This is a genomic window from Pelagibacterium limicola, from assembly GCF_015694405.1.
GTDB classification, from domain to species: domain Bacteria; phylum Pseudomonadota; class Alphaproteobacteria; order Rhizobiales; family Devosiaceae; genus Pelagibacterium; species Pelagibacterium limicola.
In genome coordinates this window covers 78634-98177 of record NZ_JADQDB010000011.1, presented here as the reverse complement: position 1 = coordinate 98177, position 19544 = coordinate 78634, and the positions used below count along the sequence as shown (strand labels likewise).

Here is a 19544-nt window from a genome sequence, read left to right as displayed (position 1 = left end):
TGCGTAACGTTGATTTGCAGGGTGAAGCGTAGATTGCTGCACTGCCGGTTCTAGCCTTCTCCCGGATCATGAGGCGGCAATGCCGGCGCGATCAGGCCCTCGAAGGGGTCGTTCCAGGCGGGTATGGCCTCCAGTTGCCGATACCAGCGCTCGACAGAAGCATGGCGGTGAAGGGGAAGATCCGCGGCGTCGTTGAAGGGAAGAAAGGTCGCCATCCGGAAGTCCGCGTAGGAGACTTCATCGCCCAGCAACCATGTGCGATGTTCCAAGGCGGCATCCAGAATGACCGCGCTTTCCTCAAAAAGCGAAAGCCCGGCCGACACCGCGGCATCGTGGACAGGGCCAATACCATAACGCTGCTTGGTGCCGCGTTCGAAATGAACCATGTCGCAGGCCCTCACAAAGTTTTCCTTGCCCCAGCTGAGCCATTGAATCATCTCAGGCTCTTCGCTTCCCGAGCGCCAGAACCGATGGCCGAGAGACTGGGAAAGTCTGCACGCAATCGCATCCGTTTCCCAGACACTGCCTTCGGGCACCAGGAGAATGGGTAGCCTGAGATTTGGATTGAGGTGACGGAATTTCTCGGCGTTTCCAGGGGCGAGCGGAGCGGCAAATTCGAACTCGATATCCGAGCCCAGGTAATTTGCCACGGCAACAGCAAGGCGCGATACTCCGGGCTCGAATTCGTCGCGGGACTGGCGGCTGGCAGCATCCGCCGCCCACCAATGGCAGATATGCTGCCCTTCACCTTGCTGCCGCCCGAGGCCGGCAAGGTCGAACTGCAGGCCACTCCCGAGGCGCGTTTCTGCAATCTGATGAACACGGTCCACGGCGGCTGGATCATGACGATGCTCGACACCGCGATGGCGCTTGCCGCTCAAACGACGCTCGCTCCCGGCGAAGCCTGTCCCTCACACGAAACCACCGCCAAGTTCGTCCGCCCGATACTCGGCGATTCCGGTGTCGTGCACGTCATCGGCCGCGTCGTGTCACGCGGCCGGACCGTCATCACGCTGGAGGGCAGGATCGAGGACACGGAAGGCCGACTTCATGCTCATGGTACGTCGACCTGCCTGATCGTACCTGGGAGGCCATGATGTCGGCGCATTCGTTGACGGACACCCGCCCTTCCGAGCGTCGATTGACAGGAGGAATCCTGTTTCTCCTCGCTGGGCTTGCCGCGCTCGGCGCGCTCGCCACCAACATCATCCTTCCTGCCTTTCCGGGGATTGGCGCCGACCTTGGCGTGTCCTCCCAGGGACTCGGCATGACGTTGAGCAGCTTCTTTGTTGCGTTCGCGCTCGGGCAGCTTTTCGTCGGACCGCTCTCGGATCGTTTTGGCCGCAAATGGATGGTGCTAGGCGGTCTCGCAGTCTTTGTCGCCGGCAGTGTCCTCTGCGCCATCGCCGACACCCTGGCCTTTCTGGTTCTTGGTCGTGTCGTCCAGGCGCTTGGGGCCAGCGCAGCGGTCGTCCTGTCGCGCGCCATCGCGCGTGACCTGTTCGAAGGCGACGCGCTGACACGGGCTCTCGCCCTGACCATGATCGCGATGGCGGCCGCGCCCGGCTTTTCCCCTCTGCTTGGAAGCACGCTTGACAGCCTGTTCGGGTGGCGGACCATCTTCCTGGTCGTCGCGGCGTTGGGCACTGCTCTGGCGCTGCACTACGGGACGGGCGCCGGAGAAACCCATCCTCCCGAACGCAGAACGAATCTGACGGTCTCTACCGTGACCTCCGCCTATGGTCGCCTGGCCATCGATCCACGCTTTCTCTTCCCTGCCGTTTCCGTGAGCCTCGTCATCGGCGGCCTTTACACATTCTTTGCCGCCGCCCCCGCCATTCTGATGGACCAACTCGGCCTGACCGCCTTTCAACTCGGGCTGTATTTTGCATCCACGGTCGTCATCGTCTTCGCGGCGGGGCTCCTTGCGCCGCGTCTGGCGCGTCGATGGGGGCAGCATACCATCGGCATGGTCGGTGTTTCCATCGCGCTCGCCGGCGGTCTCACCCTGTTCGCGTTCGACGCCGCGCCGGGCTTCATGTCCTTCACAACAGCCATTGGGCTGTACCTCCTCGGCATGGGTCTGATTAATCCGCTGGGCACCGCGATCACGCTTCATCCCTTTGGAAACCAGGCCGGCCTGGCATCGGCATTGCTCGGATTCCTCCAGATGGGCTGCGCTGCCATCGGCGCGTCGTTGGCAAGCATGCTGCCTCTTCAGCCCTCCGCTTCCCTTGCCATCATCTTGACGACGGGTTCGGCGCTGGCCCTTGCTGCCTTTCTTCCCGTCGCGCTGCGTCAGCCCAAAGCGGAGGCGACAATATGACAAGCATCCAAATTCAGGCGCTGTACCGGCGGATGGGGAGCAAGCGGCAATCGCAAGCAAGACTCCCCTTGGACTCAAAGCGCAACGAAATCCGCGACAGGACACCTGCTCGGGGCCGCGGGCGGGCTTGGCGCCGTCTTCACCATACTGGCACTCAGGGATCAGGTGGCGCCGCCGACTCTCAATCTGAATGATCCCGATGCAGCCGGCGAAGGAATCGACTTTGTCGCGAACCAGGCCCGGCCGGTGGTGATGGACTACGCGATCTGCAATGGCTTCGGGTTTGGAGGGGTCAACGCAAGCGCATTATTCCGACGCTGGACGGACGACTTGGCCGGCACTGGAGACCTTCGTGATTGACGTCTTGCCTCCGACTGCTCACGCCTTTGATGGAGACCGGCAATGACCGCCACCGCGAACATCTTTGAACTGAAACCCAGGATCACCGTGATCGGTGTGGGCGGCGGCGGTGGAAACGCTGTCAACAACATGATCGCGCAGAACCTTCAGGGCGCAGAATTTATCGTTGCGAACACCGATGCTCAGGCGCTCGCCATGTCAAAGGCCTCGCGCCTGATTCAGCTCGGCCCCAACGTAACCGAGGGCCTTGGTGCCGGTTCTCTGCACGAAGTCGGCCAGGCGGCCGCGGAGGAATCGATCGACGAGATCATGGACCATCTTGCCGGAACGCATATGTGTTTCGTGACCGCGGGCATGGGAGGCGGAACTGGAACCGGGGCTGTACCTGTCATCGCCCATGCAGCGCGCCAGGCGGGCATTCTCACCGTGGCGGTGGTCACCAAGCCGTTTGCTTTCGAGGGCAAGCGCCGGATGCAGGCGGCGGAGCAGGGAATCGAACGCCTGCGAGAATGCGCCGACACGGTCATCGTCATCCCGAACCAGAACCTTTTCCGGGTCGCCGATGCGAAAACGACCTTCGCCGATGCATTCGGCATGGCGGATCGCGTTCTTTATCAAGGTGTCGGTTGCATCACCGACCTGATCGTGAAGGAAGGGCTGATCAATCTCGACTTCGCTGATGTGAGGTCGGTGATGCGCGACATGGGGCGAGGCATGATGGGCACCGGCGAGGCGTCCGGACAAGATCGCGCGAAGGCCGCTGCGGAAGCCGCGATTGCGAACCCGCTTTTCGACGAGGCATCGGTGGGAGGCGCGAGAGGCATGCTTATCTCGATTTCCGGCGGAAAGGAGATGACGCTGTTCGAAATCGACGAAGCGGCGACCCGCATCCGGGAGGAAGTCGATGCAGACGCGGACGTCATTGTCGGAGCCATATTCGACGACGCGCTGGCGGGAAAATTCAGAGTATCCGTGGTCGCGACAGGACTGCGGCAAACGGCGGAGGTAATTGAGTTCGGCCAGAGAGTCGCGTGATCGAACACGCGTGAAGCAAGCGGAACTCCGCCGGGGGAAGTGTCCCGGCCCCAATTACGGATACGCCGCGCCCGCGTACCACGTCTCGTAGCTCCCATCGACGCCACGCGATGAGGTCCATTGCAGCCCGCATTGCGACCGCCAATGCGGGCAAGCTTTATTCGGGCTTGACGATGCGAATGGCGCGGGTGCCGATCTTTGCTCCCGTTACGGCATCGATGGCCACTGGCTCGATCTCTTCTCCGGTCTCAGCATCCAGGTACTGTGTCAGCTTGCCTTCGCCGCGATATCGGCGTCCCCACGCACCGATCAGGATCAGCACTGGCAGAAAGTCACGTCCGGCGGAGGTCAGCACATATTCATCGCGCGGAGGCCGCTCGGAGTAGCGCTGCTTCTCCAGCAGCCCCTCCTCCGTCAGCATCGCCAGCCGCCGGGTCAGGATGGTGGGGGCGATGCCGAGACTCTTGCGGAACTGGTCGAAGCGGGTGAGGCCCAGGCTCGCATCACGAAGGATAAGCATGCTCCACGCATCACCGATGCCGGCGACGCCGCGGGCGATCGGACAGGAGGTGTCGGAAAGATTCTTTTCGTTCATATCATTTTGATAGTGACTTCATATCGAATCGATAGTAACACCGCTTTCATAGACAATCCAGCGTAAAAGGAAGTGATCCGCATGAACAAGACCAATCTCGGCGTCGCCCTGGTGACGGGGGCATCCTCCGGAATCGGATATGCAACAGCCAATGCGTTGTCGAACGCGGGTTATCGCGTGTTCGGAACCAGCCGACGCGCGGCCGCCGAAAGCTCCGACGGCGTTACCATGCTGGCCTGCGACGTCACCGATGAAGCATCGGTTACGAAGCTTGTCGAAGACGTGCTGGCCAAGGCCGGTCGCATCGACCTGCTCGTCAACAATGCCGGCAGGGGTCTGTTTGGCGGCGCGGAGGAATCCTCAACGACCCAGGCTCAGGCGTTGTTCGACGTGAACGTCTTCGGCGTCATGCGCGTGACCAATGCCGTGCTGCCAACAATGCGACGCCAAGGGAAGGGCCGGATCGTCAATTTGAGCTCGGTGCAGGGATTCATCCCAGGTCCCTATTTCGCGCTCTATTCGTCGACCAAACATGCCGTTGAAGGCTATTCCGAGTCGCTCGACCACGAACTGCGCCCGTTTGGCATTCGCGTTGTGTTGGTCGAGCCCGCCTATACCCGCACGTCCTTCGAAGAGAACGTCGCCACCGCCGATCAGCTGCTTGATGTCTATGGCTCTGCGCGCGCTGGCATGACTGTCGCCGTGCGGAAAGCGATGGAAAAAGGCGATACTCCCGAAGTCGTAGCCAGGACGGTACTGGAAGCAGCGACCGATCCGGTTCCGAGGAGGCGCTATGCGGCGGGAAAAATGGCGCGCCAGGTCAGTTTCCTGCGCCGTTTCGTCCCTGCATCCGCTTTCGACAAGAGCCTGCGAAAGCAGCTCGGATTGCCGGTCTAGCAAGCCGCGACAGAGACCGTTGGGCGATCATGGGCGGCGATAGCCTCAACAACCAGTCTTGCAAAGGCTTCAACCGATGACCACCGTATCCCGTTCGGAGCTTTCAGCGGGCCCGACCCCATCGTATGAGGTTCCGCCCGGCATCATGGCCGGCCCAATAGTGCCGACCATGCTTCGCCTGGCATTGCCGACAACCGTGGTCCTTGTCATCACCAACCGCCCGCTCGGGCCGACGCTCGTTGATGGGAAAGGCATGAAGATTGCGAGTTTGCCGGCGTGATGGATGTCGCCGAGAGGAGCGGCCAAAGGCAGCCGGCACGCGATATGCCATTTGCGACGCCATGGGCACGCCGATCTCCTCGGCCTTCTGCGAGGCCGCAGCAATCAGAAGCCGGGCATCCTCCAAATCAAGGCGATTCACGCTATGCACTTCGGACTCCTTGTAGGGTTGACTGCTCTCCATACCAGTCACGCAGGTGGTAAAAGAAGGCTGTCTGGATATTACAACTATTGACAACTGTCAACAAACTTGGACTAATGGTTCTGTAGTGCTGTGCCATCGAATACGCGAGAATTTCCACGCATTCGGGCATTTCAGACGGCCCTACGCCAAATGTATCGAGGTAGACTCCATGACAACATCATGTCCGCGATAGCGTTTCCCGAGCCCGACCTGGCGACCGTTCAGCGCCGGGATGACATCATCGCCGGGCTGGCACGTCTGGTTGCGCCCGAGTGTCTGATAACCTCGAAAGACGAGATGCGCGCCTTCGAGACCGATGCGCTGACCGCCTATCGCCGGATGCCGCTGGCTGTCGTGCTGCCGCGCTCAACCGATGAGGTGAGCGCCGTCCTGCGCTATTGCAGCACGCAACGGGTCAAGGTGGTGCCACGAGGAGCGGGCACGTCGCTCGCGGGAGGCGCCATTCCTCAGGAAGACGCTGTGGTCATCGGCGTGTCCAAGCTCAGCAGAATCCTTGAGTTCAACCGGCAGAACCGTACTGTGCGCGTCGAGGCCGGGGTAACCAATCTTGCGGTTTCGGCCGCGGTATCGCCCGAAGGCTTCTTTTACGCACCAGACCCCTCGTCCCAGCTCGCCTGCACGATTGCCGGCAACATCGCGATGAACTCCGGTGGCGCCCATTGCCTGAAATACGGGGTGACGACCAACAACGTCCTGGGCGTCAAGGTTGTGCTCATCGACGGCACGATTGTGGAATTGGGCGGCGAGGCTCTGGACGTGCCCGGGCTCGATCTTCTCGGCCTCATGGTCGGCTCAGAAGGGCAGCTTGGCATCGTCACCGAAGCGACGCTGCGCGTCATCCCGATCGCCGAAGGCGCCCGCCCGGTGCTGTTCGGCTTCGATTCCAGCGAACAAGCGGGCGCGGCGGTGGCCGCGATCATCGCGGCAGGGATCATTCCGGTGGCCATGGAGTTCATGGACAGGCCCGCCATCGAGATCTGCGAAGCCTTTGCCAAGGCCGGTTATCCGCTCGATGTCGAGGCGATGCTGATCATCGAGGTCGAGGGATCGGATGCCGAGATCGATGCAAGTCTTGCGCGGATCATCGAAATCGCCCGCGCGCATGGCGTCCGCGTGATCAAGGAATCCCAGTCCGCAATGGAAACTGCCCAGATATGGAAAGGCCGGAAATCGGCCTTCGGTGCCACGGGACGGGTGGCAGACTATATCTGCATGGATGGGACCATCCCCACCGGGCAGTTGCCGTTCGTGCTGCGGCGGATTTCGGAGATCGTCGCTGGGTACGGCCTGCGGGTCGCGAATGTGTTTCATGCCGGTGACGGCAATCTGCATCCGCTGGTGCTGTTCAACGCAAACGATCCCGCGGACCAGGCCAAGGCCGAGGCGGCGGGCAACGATGTCCTCAGGCTGTGCGTCGAGGTCGGCGGGTGCCTCACCGGCGAGCACGGCGTGGGCATCGAAAAGCGTGACCTCATGACCGTGCAGTTCAGCGCCGTCGATCTTGACCAGCAGATGCGGGTCCGGGCCGCTTTCGATCCCGAGTGGCTGCTCAACCCGGTCAAGGTCTTCCCGCTCGAGGGCCGCACGGCATGGGGCGTCGAGCCGGTGATCCTGTCGGACGCCATTGAGGGCGAAGCCAGGGACATCGGCAGGATGCATGGGGCGCTGGCGCGGGAAGTCGCGCTCAAAAACCGGCCGTTCACCAAGCCGGTGGTGATCCTGTCGGGTGGGGAAACGACGGTGACGATCCGCGATGGGATTTACGGCAAGGGCGGGCGCAACACCGAATTCCTGCTCTCCTTTGCCCACGACATTACCGGGATTGCGGGGATCGATGCGCTGGCGGCGGATACCGACGGGATCGACGGGTCCGAGGACAATGCCGGCGCCTTCGCCGATGGTGAGAGCCTCGCCCGCATTCGTGCGGCGGGCGTCGACCCCAAGGCGCTGCTCGTCGGCCACGACGCCTGGACCGCGTTCAACGCGGGCGGGGATTTGTTCGTGCCGGGGCCGACGGGAACCAACGTCAACGATTTCCGCGCGATTCTGGTGCGGTAGGTAGCGCAGAGGTGACCGTACAGATCAAACTGGAAAGCCGAAGCGCCCGATCGGAACGCCCGGAACATCCACTGACATCATGAAAACATTTCCGCATTCGTCGCCTGCCCCATTCTCGCGGCGCAAGCTGGTGATGAACAGTGTTTTCATGTCAGGGCCGCCAAAACAGGGCATTGTCGGCGCCCTGACCGGTACGGGAATTTTCTCCAACAAGCGCCCATTCAAGTCGTATCGGTTGATACAGCCGGCTGTGACCCCGGCGCTCCAGTAACAGTCTTCACTATCAAACGCTCCTCCATCGGGCCGCCCATCTGCCTCTCCGGGCGTCGCGATCCGAGTGCGTTCTCCAAGTTCGCCGGTTGAGGCATCGAGGCTGTACCGGTCGATCCACTCCGCGCGAGAGTCAGTATGGATCATCACGGTTCCATCAGCGGAGAAAGCAAGGCCGTTGGACGTAGAGAGCCCTTCGACCTTGCGCTCGCATTGCCCGTCCGGTGTTATCCGATAGAGTGCCGCCGTCGGAGCATCGGTATGCATGCTCCCCACCCAAAAGGCTCCGTCTGGCCCGACCTTGCCGTCGTTGAGACGACGACTCGAACGGCTACCCGCATGTTCAGGTTCTGGGTCCACCAGAAACTCCAATCCCTGGCTTTGGGTATCGAAAAGGTAGATGCCGGATATTAATGCGACAACCAGGCGGCTGGCTTCGGCCAGACCAAAAGATCTGACCTGTTCCGGCAACGTCCAATTGAAAAGTTCACCTACATTGAAGTCGTGAACATATATGCGACCGGCGCGACAATCCGCCCACAGCAAGCGGTTTCGCTCTCCATCCCAGACCGGGCTCTCTCCGACCCTGCATCGGGTATCAGCAAGGCGGCTGACAGCATAGGTCATGTCAGGCTTGAGCCCGCATCGTTGTTTGGGCGTTGATGCGCGAAAGCCGCCACCGCTCAAATTCTGCCTTCGCTGCTGCGTCTGGGGGATAGACACCGAAGATCGAGCGTCCTGCCATAACCTGTTCCTGCACGAAATCTTCAAACATGGTCTGCTCGAAGGCTTCATCCGCTACGTCCTCAGCGATTGCCGCCGGAATGATGACGACGCCCTCAGCATCACCGACGACAATATCGCCCGGATAGACAGGAACGTCACCACACCCGATCGGCACATTGAGGTCTATTGCGTGATGGCGGAGAAGGTTGGTCGGTGCCGAAGGTGCGACATGATAGGCTGGAAACGGCAATTCAGCAATGTCTGGAGAATCGCGAAAGCCTCCGTCGGTCACGACACCTGCCGCACCACGCTTGAAAAGCCGCGTAACCAGAATGCCTCCCGCGGAAGCGGCCGAGTGATCCTTACGGCTGTCGATGACTAGCACGTGGCCTTCGGGGCACTCTTCGATCGCGCGGCGTTGGGGATGCCCGCGATCTTCGAAAACATTAATATGATCGATGTCTTCGCGCGCGGGAATGTACCGAAGGGTATAGGCCGGCCCGACCATGCGCGGTGCCGCCGGATTGAGGATCTTGAGATCGCCGATGAAGGCGTTGCGCAGCCCATGCTTGAGTAGCACCGTGGTGAGCGTCGCTGTTGAGACGGCGGCCAGTTTGTTCCGGACGTTGTCGTTGTAGGCCATTTCTTGTTCCTATTCCTCTGCAAAGAGCCCATAAGTTGTTCGAAGTTGCAAGGACCGTGGTCAAGCAAGTTTTAGAGAACTGACACAACTGATATGGCTTAAGCGCGCCTGTAAGCAGCACCCAACCAACCGAGGCCGCCGCTGGCAGCTTGTTATGCACAGGACCATATAGCGCATTCTTGTTGACATTTGTCAATAGTTGTAATACGCCCATCTCGTCCACAGTGCGAAAAGGCAGCTGACTTCGCTTGTTCGCGCAGTGGCCCACAATTCTCGATACCTCAGGGAGGAGGGTTTTATGAGAGCTAAGCTTACCATTAAATCGCCCGGATTCGCCCGGCGAGTGGTTCTAAAGGCGCTTGCGGGCGTGGCCTTAGCACCGCTTGTCGCTTCGGTGGCGTTCGCTCAGAGTGCGACCGGAGAGGCGCCGGCGCTTGCCGATCTGGTGCGTGCAGGGCAACTTCCGCCGGTCGCCGAGCGCGTCGGTTCAGAGCCGGAAGTTATTACCCCGCTTGAGAGCGTCGGCTCCTATGGTGGCGAAATCCGTTTCGGGCTGCGCGGCAGTTCGGATCACAACCACATTTTACGGATGGTCGGGTCGCAGGGTTTAATGCGCTGGAACCCAACCTATACGGAGGTTCATCCAGCCGTTGCCAAAAGCGTCGACGTCGATCCTGAAGGACGGATATTTACCTTCCACCTGCGCGAAGGCATGCGCTGGTCGGATGGTGAACCGTTCACTGCAGACGACATTATGTTCAATGTGGAAGACCTGCTGCTCAACGAGGATTTCGCACCTACACCCCCGCGCTACATGTCTTCGGGAGAGCCGATGACGGTCGAGAAAGTCGATGATCTCACAGTTCGCTTTACGTTCCAGGCTCCCTATGGCGACTTTCTTTCCGAGCTTGCCAGTCCGCTTGGCCAGCATCCGGTACTTTACGCCAAGCATTATTGTTCCCAGTTCCATCCGGACTACAATTCGGACATAGAACAGACGATCCGGGAGAATAACGCCAGCGACTGGCAGAACCTCTTCCTGCAAAAATGCGGCGATATCGAAATTCCGTCCCGGTGGGGTAACCCCGAACGGCCTACGCTCGATCCCTGGATAGTAGCAACGCCATACTCCGGCGGTGCGACCCGCTTTGTGATGGAACGGAATCCCTATTTCTGGCAAGTCGATTCCGAGGGGAATCAGCTTCCCTATGTAGATGCGCTCAATGCGACAATCTCCCAAGACGTTGAAAGCCTCATTCTTGCGGCGATAGGCGGTCGGATCGATTTTGGCATACGCCATCTCGATACACCTGCAGATCGTCCTGTCCTTGCGCAAAACCGCGAGGCCGGAGATTACCGTTTCATTGCTGCTGCCGCGCCAGGTGGCGTCGATATGATCATAAACCTGAATCTCACGCACAAGGATTCCGAACTCCGTGATCTGTTTAACGAGCGGGATTTCCGGATTGCGCTCTCGGTGGGGATGGATCGGCAAGAGATAATTGAAACGGCCCTACTTGGGGAAGGAGAGCCGTGGCAGCATGGCCCATTCGAGGACCATCCGTACTTCCATGAACTGCTATCCACCCAGTATCTCGAATATGATCCTGAGACCGCGAATGACCTACTCGATGGGATCGGGCTTGATCAGCGTGACGCAGACGGAATGAGGCTTTTGCCAAGCGGCCGTCCCCTTACCATACGGGTCGACGTTATCCCCACCTTCCGCCCGCAATGGCCTGACATGCTGCAGCTCATTGAGCAACAATGGGCGCAAATCGGCGTCAGAATGGAAGTGAATGCACTCGAACGCACCTTGTTTTTCGAGCGCACTTCCAACGGCAACGACCATGACGCGGCCGTCTGGGCGGCCATTCAAAGTTGGGTCCCGGGTCAGGTGCCGCAGCAGATCGTGCCGATCCATCAAGATAGCCGCTGGGGCATTCCCTGGGTCAACTGGTACAACAGCGGTGGGTCGACAGGCGAAGAGCCTCCCGCAAGTGTACTGGAACGTCTTCGCTTGTATGATCTGGCCCGCGGAACGCCCGATCCTGAGGAGCGCCGTCAGCTCATCATGCAGATCGCTGACATCGCTGCTGGCGAGTTCGAGGTCTTTGGTGTGTCGAAGTCGGTCCCGACCTATGGCATCGTAAAGAACGGCCTGAAGAACGTGCCGGAGGAAGTCGTGAACACCTTCTTTGCTACGGCTCCAGCTCAGGCGCTGCCGCAGAGCTGGTACTGGCAGGACTGAGCGACCCAATGCATCGGAGCGAGCCCCGTTACGGGGCTCGCAAACTCCAAACTGAAAGGAATGTGGGTCCGTGCTCCTTAACTACATCCTGCGCCGGATTTTGTGGGCGATCCCTTTTTTCTTCGCGGTCTCGCTGATCGCGTTCGCACTGATCTCTGCCCCGCCGGGCGATTATCTCACGACCTTTGCGGCAACACTTGCACAGTCGGGCGACATGGTCGATCAGGCGAGGTTGGATGCCTTGCGAGAACGCTATGGGCTCGATCAGCCGTTCCTGATCAAATACTGGCGCTGGATCAGTGGCGTCATTCAAGGGGACTTCGGTATTTCGTTCGAGTGGCAACAACCGGTTTCACAACTCATCGGCGAGCGCATGGCGCTTTCGGTGACCTTGGCCCTCGCGACGCTGATATTTACTTGGGCGGTCGCCCTTCCAATCGGTATTTATTCGGCGGTGCGTAAATATTCTGTCGGTGATTACGTGATCACGGCGGTTGGCTTTATTGGACTTGCAACACCGAATTTCCTTGTCGCGCTGGTGCTCATGTACATCGCGGTCGTTCATTTCGGCGCTGACGTTTCGGGACTTTTCTCGCCCGAATACCAGGACGCTCCCTGGTCGTGGGCCAAGCTTGCAGACCTTGCCAGCCACATCTGGATTCCCGTGATTATCCTTGGCACAAGCGCGACTGCCAGTCTGGTGCGGATCATGCGTGCCAACCTGCTTGATGAACTCCACAAGCCGTATGTCACAACAGCGCGGGCCAAGGGTCTCTCAGAATTCCATCTGATCATGAAGTACCCTGTGCGATTGGCGCTTAACCCGTTTGTGTCGACAATTGGCTGGGCCTTTCCGCAGCTCATTTCCGGAGCTGTCATTACAGCCTTTGTGCTGTCGCTACCGACCGCCGGCCCGATGCTCCTGCAGGCGCTTCTGGCGCAGGACATGTATTTGGCCGGAGCCTTTATCCTTCTTCTTTGCTGCCTGTCGATCGTCGGGATGCTCGTCTCTGACATCCTTCTCGCACTGATCGACCCGCGCATCCGCTACCGGTGACAACATGACAGCTACTCCCGTCGATCCCCGCGCCATTTCAACCACTCCGGACGAGCAGGCCTCGCAATGGAAGCTTATCTGGCTGGCTTTCCGCCGCCATCGCCTCGCGATGTTTGGAGCAGCGGTGGTGCTTGCGCTATATGCAATAGGGCTTTTTGCAGAGTTCCTGGCGCCGTTCGATCCCAACGCATTTTCCTCGCGTCACAGCTATCATCCTCCACAAGCCGTCCATTTTATAGATCGGGTAGAGGACGGTGGCTGGGCGTTCCGTCCTCACGTGATTGGGCTGCAACTCGAGCGCGACACGTTTACGCTTGCCACCACATACGTGCCTGACCCGGAGCACAAAATTTATCTGACACTTTTCGGAAAGGGCACTCCTTATAAGCTCTGGGGACTGATCCCTATGGATCGACACCTGATCGCCCCCGTGGACCCGAGCGAGCGATTTTACCTAATTGGGGCCGACCGTCTGGGCCGCGACATGCTGAGCAGGGTTATCCACGGAACACGGATATCGATGTCGATCGGGTTGGTCGGTGTGGCATTGAGCTTGACCTTCGGTCTCATCCTTGGCGGCATTTCAGGTTACTTTGGGGGAAGGATCGACTCGTTAATCCAACGTCTCGTCGAACTTGTGCTTGCACTGCCAACCATTCCGATCTGGCTGGGGCTCAGTGCCGCGTTGCCTCAGGACTGGTCTCCACTGATGCGATATTTTGCGATCACCATAATTCTTTCTCTTGTTGGCTGGACCGAGCTTGCCCGCGTGGTGCGTGGTCGCTTTCTCGCACTGCGAACAGAAGACTTCGTGACCGCTGCCCGGCTTGATGGCGGGAGCAAGGGGCGCGTCATTTTCCGACACATGATGCCCTCAATGGTCAGCCACATTATCGCATCGGTCACGCTCGCTATTCCCGTGATGATTATTGCCGAAACCTCTCTTTCATTCCTTGGCCTTGGACTTATGCCGCCTACGATCTCGTGGGGCGTGCTGCTAAAAGAGGCACAGAATGTGCGCTCTATTGCGCAGGCGCCTTGGCTCTTTATTCCTGGCGCAGCTGTTGTCATCGCAGTGCTTGCCTTCAACTTTCTCGGTGACGGGCTGCGAGACGCCGCTGATCCTTACACTCAGGACGGTCGATAATGGAAAAAGCACATATGAAAGCGTCAACCAACGACGAGACGGTCCTTGAGGTGAAAAACTTATCGACCGCGTTTGCAACACGAGCGGGGTCATTCCGCGCGGTCGACGATGTATCGATCGAACTCAAGGCTGGCAAAACACTTTGCGTCGTAGGCGAAAGTGGCTCTGGCAAAAGCGTAATGTCGCGCTCTATTCTGCAGATCGTCGACCCCCCTGGACGGGTGATCGACGGACAGATTTTGTTGCATCGTCATCATACGGCTCGCGGGGGCGCGACGGAAGAGACGATCGATCTGGCACAACTCAAACCGAAGTCTGCCGCGATACGGACCATCCGTGGCCGTGACATTGCCATGATTTTCCAGGAGCCAATGAGTTCGCTTTCTCCCGTTCATCGTATCGGCGACCAGATTGGGGAGGCCATACGACTGCACGAGCATGTCTCCAAGCGCGAAGCGCGCGATCGCGCCGTCGAGCTTCTTCGCAAGGTCGAGATACCGAACCCGGAAAGGACGATCGATAGCTATCCATTCGAGTATTCGGGCGGCATGCGTCAGCGCGCAATGATTGCGATGGCGCTGGCTTGTAACCCGTCCATCCTCATCGCGGATGAGCCAACGACCGCGCTCGATGTCACCATCCAAGCGGAAATTCTGGCGCTTATTCGGTCGTTGCAGGAATCGAGCGACATGGCCGTCCTCTTCATCACCCATGATATGGGCGTTGTTGCGGAAATCGCGGACGAGATAGCGGTCATGCGCTACGGTAAGGTTGTTGAGCGAGGTGATGTCTATTCGATCTTCGAGACCCCGCAGCACCCCTATACCCAGCGCTTGCTTTCCTCTGTGCGGGAGCTTGATCGCCCGTCAGAACGGCGCATTGCCATGCGGGCATCCCGCGAAATCGGTGCGCCCTGTCTCGTTGCGCAAGGTGTACGCAAAGAGTTCGGATCCGCGCATGGTTTTCTTGGATTGAAATATCGCGGCTTTATGGCAGTTGATGATGTTGATCTGGAGCTCAGAGCTGGTGAAAATCTCGGTGTCGTGGGGGAGAGTGGCTCAGGGAAAACCACATTGGGTCGATGCCTGCAGCGTGTTCATAACGTAACCTCGGGCAAGATTCTCTATACCGATCGTCACGGTGCGACCACTGATCTTGCGCCATTAAACGACGGCGAACTTCGGGAACCGTGGCGCGATATCCGTACTGTGTTTCAGGATCCCTTTGGCTCGCTTAACCCGCGTATGACTGTAGGGCAGATCATTGCTGAACCACTGGTCATGAATAGATTGGCCAAAGGCAACGAACTGAAGGAGCGTATCGCTGAATTGCTCGATCTCGTTGGTCTGCCCTCCTCGGCGATGGAACGATATCCGCACGCCTTCTCTGGCGGTCAGCGCCAGCGTATATCGATTGCACGCGCAATCGCGCCAAATCCGCGAGTCATAATTGCTGACGAGGCAACGTCCGCGCTGGATGTGAGCATCCGGACACAGATTCTTGACCTGCTGCTCGACATACAGGAACGGCTTGACCTGAGTTTTATCCTCATAAGCCATGACATCGCTGTGATCCGCTATTTCTGTGATCGGATTGCGGTGATGTACCGCGGGCGTATTGTTGAGACCGGTGAAACGGAAACAGTATGCAAGGCACCTGAGCATCCTTATACGCGATCGCTGCTTTCTGCCGTTCCTGTTGCAGATCCACGGCGTCGCGGGATGACCGAACGTTTCCGCTATCACGAGGGCCAGGAAGAGCATCTGAATTCATGAAAATTACAGACGTCAAAACATATCTCATGCAGCCAGGGCCACGACCAGGACTCGCCGGTCCAGATGCTTCCTTTCGCGGCTCCCGCAATTGGCTGTTCGTCAAGATCGAAACCGATGAAGGCATTTCCGGAATAGGCGAATGTTCGGGCTGGCCCCGCGTTGTCGAGACGGCAGTGCTCGACTACCGCTCCATTCTCATTGGCGAGAATCCGAGAGACATTGACCGGCTGTGGCATCGGATGTTCGTGGCCTCGATGGGCCACGGCATGCTTGGCACAGTTGGCGGCGGCGCCCTAACCGGCATTGAAATGGCCCTGTGGGACATCAAGGGCAAGGCGCTGGGACAACCGATCTGGAACCTGCTCGGAGGAAGGTTCCGCGATCGCATACGTGTTTATGGGCACGCCAAAACGGCAGAGCGGGCTCGAGAGCTGACGAACTTGGGCTATTCAGCCATCAAGGTTGGTTTTACCGGCGCCGTAAAGCTCGATTGTGTCGCCGCCGTCCGCGAGGCGGTAGGAGCGGACGTGGATGTGATGGTCGATGCACACGGGCCGTCCTGGATGACAGCCAATGATGCAATATCGGTTGGCAGGGCGCTTGAGCAATTCGATCTGCTGTTCTACGAAGACCCGGTTGCGCCGGAGAACCTGGACGCTCTACAGCGCGTACGCGACGCAGTGGACTTGCCTTTGGCAGCCGGGGAGCGCGTCAGCAATATCTGGGGCATCCGCCCCTATGTTGAGCGCGAACTTGTAGATGTCATCCAGCCCGACACCGGCCGCGCCGGGGGCATAACGCAGATGCGCAAAATGGCGGCCATGGCAGAAGCCCACTACATAACGATGGCACCGCATTCTGGATCGCTCGGGCCCGTAGCAGAGTTTGCTGCCCTGCACGTCATGGCAACGATTCCGAACGCGCTCATGCTCGAACGTGTCGAATTCGACTGGCCGGGCCGCTATGAGGTGGTAGCCCCCGTCCTGAAGGTGGTCGATGGCCATTTGCCCGTGCCGGACGCTCCCGGACTCGGCGTCGAACTCGTCGAAGAAGAGATCACTAAATATCCGAGTGCACGAAATGTAGGCGATATGCCGCCCGATGACGGGGGCGCCTACGAACCTGGAACGGTTGATGAATGCGTCTATTTCCAGCCGCGCCTTGGCCGCCGCGCGCGACTCCGGATGACAAAACCCGGCGGGTGAGTATCGGGTTCCATCAGTCGGATGCTATAACCAGCGACAGGTTTCCGGAGACAGCTTGTCCTGGTTCCAGCACTACGAACCCCGCGTTCTGCTGCGTCTCGGGCGGGAAACCGTAAACGCCGGCAACGTGAGAAACAGGCTCCAGGCACACGTAGTCCGGTGTGCGATGGATCACCAAGTGCGGGAGAAACGCATCCGCGGTCAAAGTTACCCGCACTCGATCGCGCAGGAGAACTGTTGCATGGGTCCAGTCTGTCAGGTGCTCGGTGACCCGTCGTGCGGGAAATTGTCCGATGTTGTCCCGCGGCAATGGCGGTATTCCTCGGGGCAGGGCGTCGACCGACCAGCGCTTGGCGGCGTCGCAAGTGAGCACATCTGAGAAAGTTGCCACGAAATACGGATGCCATCCAAGTCCGCCCGGCATCGGCTTTGTTCCGACATTCACAAGCGTAAGTTCGACGTCGAGCCCGTCATCCCTCAAACGGAACTGCTGCCGGGCAAAAAAGTCAAACGGCCAGTCACCATCGTCCCCATAGCGGAGCGCAAGCTCCAGCATTTCTGCGCCTTGGAATGAGACAGTCCATGGCCGACGTTGCGCTGGTCCGTGCATGGCGTCTCCGCCGAACGTGGGATGCGCAATGAGATCGAAGCGCCTTCCGGCATGCGTGAACTGCGCACCGGTCATTCTGTTGTGATACGGGATCAGCGGAAAGGCGCCCGCCTTTGGCCACTGCAAAGGGTCAAAGGCAGGATCGTCAAGAGGCACAAGGATGTCGCCGTGCAGATCGTGCGACAGGCGTGCCATCCGTCCGCCGCTTTTGGGGCAGAAAGCAGCATGCAGCGCCCCTTTGCGGAGGGTTATCACTTCGGACGATGGCAAAACGTCAGGGATCTGCCGGTCGTTGTCCAGCGGCACGCGGCGTTTAACCTTGGGGTTTCTCGCCGGCAAGCGCTTCAAGCGTCAGGATTAGACCGGAATGGTCCCTGTCTCCTTCGCCCATCGCAATCGCTGCGTTCATCAGTTGCTGGGTGGTTGCGGTGTTGGGCAAGGTAAGGTTGAGATCCTTCGCCGCGTCGATTGCCAATGTCAGATCCTTCCGGTGAAGCTGGATACGGAAGCCTGGATCGAAAGTGCGCTTGATCATGCGCTCGCCGTGAAGCTCTAGTATCCGGGACGTGGCAAGGCCACCCATGAGGGCGTCGCGGACCTTAGCGACATCGGCCCCCGCCTTTTTGGCGAAATGAAGCCCCTCCGCAACGGCCTGGATCGTCAGTCCAACCACAATCTGGTTGGCAACCTTGGCCGTCTGTCCGTCGCCCGTGCCGCCAACCAGTGTGATGTTCTTGCCGAGGCTTTCGAAGATGGGCTTTGCACGCTCAAAGACTTCTTGCCTGCCCCCGACCATGATGGTGAGCGTGGCGTTCTTGGCCCCGACCTCACCACCCGAAACGGGAGCGTCGAGGTATTCGCAGCCGAGGCTTTCGATTCTGGCGGCAAACGCCTTCGTTGCCACGGGCGATATGGAACTCATATCGATAATGAGTTTGCCTGGAGTCAGTCCGGCGGCAACGCCCGATTCTCCGAACAACACCTGTTCGACGTCCGGCGTATCGGGAACCATCACGATGATAACATCGGATTGCTCGGCCACAGCGCGAGGCGTGTCGACCGCATCTGCTCCCTTGTCGACCAGGTATCGCGATGGCTCCTTCACGCGGTGGAGAAAAAGGGCGTGGCCGGCATCGATCAAATGGCCGGCCATCGGCCGGCCCATGACGCCGAGCCCGATGAATCCGATCTTCATGGTTATCTCCTTAGTCTTTCATGTGTCCGGGAGACGCAGGCCTACCGATGCGGCGACGACGCGGGACGCTGTCGTGGTTAAAAGCACAAAACCGTCCGCCCTTGAAATAGTCCGTAACGCCTGGGACTTGCGGCTGTTCTGGCTCAAATGCCTGAGGCAGGGCAAAATCTATCGCGCGATCCCGAGGCCTGTAGCCCAAGCCGGTTGCAACACTGTTGTCCCACCAGCCGGAGTCGTTTTCTGAGACGCCGAATACCGTATCGCATTCAATGTCGGGATGCCCGATCCCGATGAGCACGAGTTGCGCCAGATCACGCGCGCTCACCCAAACCGCAAGAGCGCGGGGATCGTTTGGTGGCTTGCCAGCATGCCCGATGCGGATGTTCAGGCTGGTGATGCCCGCTTTCTCGTAATACAGACCAGCTTCGAGCTCGCTCCAGCACTTGCTGAGCCCATATATACTATCCGGGCGCATGAAAACGTCGCTGCCGACACGCAGGTCGCGCGGGTAAAACCCTACCACGTGGTTGCTCGAACCAAATACCACGCGTCCCACACCGGCCCGCCTGGCCGCTTCGTAGATGTTGTGTGTACCGAGCACATTTACCCTGAGAATATCTTCTATGGCGCGCTCATTGGGGTAGCCGGCAAAGTGAACGACCGCGTCAGCGCCCTTGAGGCATTGTGTCAGTGCATCGAGGTCGCAAATATCCACTCGCTGCCAGCTTTCGTTCTCCCTGAGCGGGCCAGGGTCCTCTATGTCAACGATCCGAATAGCTGCGAGGTCGCAGGCCAGTTCCTCCCGCAGTGCTCGACCCAGCCTTCCGGCACCACCGGTAAATACAATCGTCTTCGTTGAAGAATCGGGTGCGGATTGCTGCGCACGGACTGAGCCTCCGCCCATTGAATT

The 19544-nt window shown here is 59.3% G+C and carries 18 protein-coding genes and 2 pseudogenes; 13 read left to right on the top strand and 7 right to left on the bottom strand.

Annotated elements, in window-relative coordinates; all coding sequences use genetic code 11:
• Positions 1–50: 50 nt before the first annotated feature.
• Positions 51–650 carry a glutathione S-transferase family protein gene (locus I2G20_RS16640; RefSeq protein ID WP_343070359.1) on the bottom strand — a complete coding sequence of 200 codons (600 nt, stop codon included), beginning with the start codon at positions 648–650 and terminating at the stop codon, positions 51–53.
• Between I2G20_RS16640 and I2G20_RS16635 the strand changes: the two genes are divergently transcribed.
• The 4 genes and pseudogenes from I2G20_RS16635 (at position 570) to ftsZ (ending at position 3721) form a co-directional block, all read left to right on the top strand.
• Complete coding sequence (locus tag I2G20_RS16635; RefSeq protein ID WP_343070358.1) at positions 570–1097, top strand: PaaI family thioesterase; 528 nt, start codon at positions 570–572, stop codon at positions 1095–1097. The genes I2G20_RS16640 and I2G20_RS16635 overlap by 81 nt on opposite strands.
• A 44-nt stretch (positions 1098–1141) precedes the next feature.
• A complete protein-coding gene (locus I2G20_RS16630) occupies positions 1142–2326 on the top strand; it encodes a multidrug effflux MFS transporter (RefSeq protein WP_246473144.1) in 1185 nt (394 codons plus the stop codon).
• A 78-nt stretch (positions 2327–2404) separates the two neighbouring features.
• Positions 2405–2686: pseudogene (locus tag I2G20_RS16625) on the top strand (beta-ketoacyl-[acyl-carrier-protein] synthase II); the annotation flags it as partial.
• 42 nt (positions 2687–2728) lie between these two features.
• The gene (gene ftsZ, locus I2G20_RS16620; protein WP_196260859.1) at positions 2729–3721 is read left to right on the top strand and encodes a cell division protein FtsZ; all 993 of its coding nucleotides are present in this window, start codon (positions 2729–2731) and stop codon (positions 3719–3721) included.
• Between the two features lie 157 nt (positions 3722–3878).
• On the opposite strand, the gene I2G20_RS16615 is transcribed toward ftsZ, so the two are convergent.
• Positions 3879–4316: a winged helix-turn-helix transcriptional regulator gene (locus tag I2G20_RS16615; RefSeq protein ID WP_196260858.1), complete on the bottom strand. Its 438-nt coding sequence runs from the start codon at positions 4314–4316 to the stop codon at positions 3879–3881.
• Between the two features lie 81 nt (positions 4317–4397).
• Between I2G20_RS16615 and I2G20_RS16610 the strand changes: the two genes are divergently transcribed.
• The 4 genes and pseudogenes from I2G20_RS16610 to I2G20_RS17335 all read left to right on the top strand — a co-directional run bounded on the left by I2G20_RS16610 (position 4398) and on the right by I2G20_RS17335 (position 7755).
• On the top strand, positions 4398–5213 hold the full coding sequence (locus I2G20_RS16610) for an oxidoreductase (protein ID WP_196260857.1): 816 nt from the start codon (positions 4398–4400) through the stop codon (positions 5211–5213).
• 76 nt (positions 5214–5289) lie between these two features.
• Entirely contained in the window at positions 5290–5493 is a 204-nt protein-coding gene (locus I2G20_RS16605) for a hypothetical protein (RefSeq protein ID WP_196260856.1), read from the top strand.
• A 363-nt stretch (positions 5494–5856) separates the two neighbouring features.
• Positions 5857–7287 (top strand): annotated as a pseudogene (locus I2G20_RS16600) (FAD-linked oxidase C-terminal domain-containing protein); the annotation flags it as partial.
• A gap of 63 nt (positions 7288–7350) precedes the next feature.
• Complete coding sequence (locus I2G20_RS17335) at positions 7351–7755, top strand: MOFRL family protein (protein ID WP_246473152.1); 405 nt, start codon at positions 7351–7353, stop codon at positions 7753–7755.
• 24 nt (positions 7756–7779) lie between these two features.
• On the opposite strand, the gene I2G20_RS16595 is transcribed toward I2G20_RS17335, so the two are convergent.
• Positions 7780–8652, bottom strand: a complete 873-nt coding sequence (locus I2G20_RS16595; protein ID WP_281389773.1) for an SMP-30/gluconolactonase/LRE family protein — start codon at positions 8650–8652, stop codon at positions 7780–7782.
• Position 8653: 1 nt separating this feature from the next.
• Positions 8654–9394: a ribonuclease activity regulator RraA gene (locus tag I2G20_RS16590; RefSeq protein ID WP_196260853.1), complete on the bottom strand. Its 741-nt coding sequence runs from the start codon at positions 9392–9394 to the stop codon at positions 8654–8656.
• Between the two features lie 298 nt (positions 9395–9692).
• Between I2G20_RS16590 and I2G20_RS16585 the strand changes: the two genes are divergently transcribed.
• From I2G20_RS16585 to I2G20_RS16565, 5 genes are all read left to right on the top strand, one after another.
• Positions 9693–11645, top strand: coding sequence for an ABC transporter substrate-binding protein (locus tag I2G20_RS16585; protein ID WP_196260852.1), 1953 nt, complete (start codon positions 9693–9695; stop codon positions 11643–11645).
• 70 nt (positions 11646–11715) lie between these two features.
• A complete protein-coding gene (locus tag I2G20_RS16580; RefSeq protein ID WP_196260851.1) occupies positions 11716–12702 on the top strand; it encodes an ABC transporter permease subunit in 987 nt (328 codons plus the stop codon).
• Positions 12703–12706: 4 nt separating this feature from the next.
• Positions 12707–13849: an ABC transporter permease gene (locus I2G20_RS16575; protein WP_196260850.1), complete on the top strand. Its 1143-nt coding sequence runs from the start codon at positions 12707–12709 to the stop codon at positions 13847–13849.
• Complete coding sequence (locus I2G20_RS16570; protein WP_246473143.1) at positions 13849–15624, top strand: ABC transporter ATP-binding protein; 1776 nt, start codon at positions 13849–13851, stop codon at positions 15622–15624. The genes I2G20_RS16575 and I2G20_RS16570 overlap by 1 nt, the downstream gene beginning before the upstream one ends.
• Positions 15621–16829, top strand: coding sequence for a mandelate racemase/muconate lactonizing enzyme family protein (locus I2G20_RS16565; protein ID WP_196260849.1), 1209 nt, complete (start codon positions 15621–15623; stop codon positions 16827–16829). Before I2G20_RS16570 ends, I2G20_RS16565 begins: the two co-directional genes overlap by 4 nt.
• Before the next feature lie 13 nt (positions 16830–16842).
• On the opposite strand, the gene I2G20_RS16560 is transcribed toward I2G20_RS16565, so the two are convergent.
• Genes I2G20_RS16560 through I2G20_RS16550 form a run of 3 tightly spaced genes read right to left on the bottom strand, consistent with a single transcriptional unit; the run spans position 16843 to position 19538 of the window.
• Positions 16843–17745 carry an aldose epimerase family protein gene (locus tag I2G20_RS16560; protein WP_196260848.1) on the bottom strand — a complete coding sequence of 301 codons (903 nt, stop codon included), beginning with the start codon at positions 17743–17745 and terminating at the stop codon, positions 16843–16845.
• Positions 17746–17752: 7 nt separating this feature from the next.
• A complete protein-coding gene (locus tag I2G20_RS16555) occupies positions 17753–18634 on the bottom strand; it encodes a 2-hydroxy-3-oxopropionate reductase (protein ID WP_196260847.1) in 882 nt (293 codons plus the stop codon).
• Between the two features lie 10 nt (positions 18635–18644).
• Positions 18645–19538: an NAD-dependent epimerase/dehydratase family protein gene (locus tag I2G20_RS16550; protein WP_196260877.1), complete on the bottom strand. Its 894-nt coding sequence runs from the start codon at positions 19536–19538 to the stop codon at positions 18645–18647.
• Positions 19539–19544: the final 6 nt, after the last annotated feature.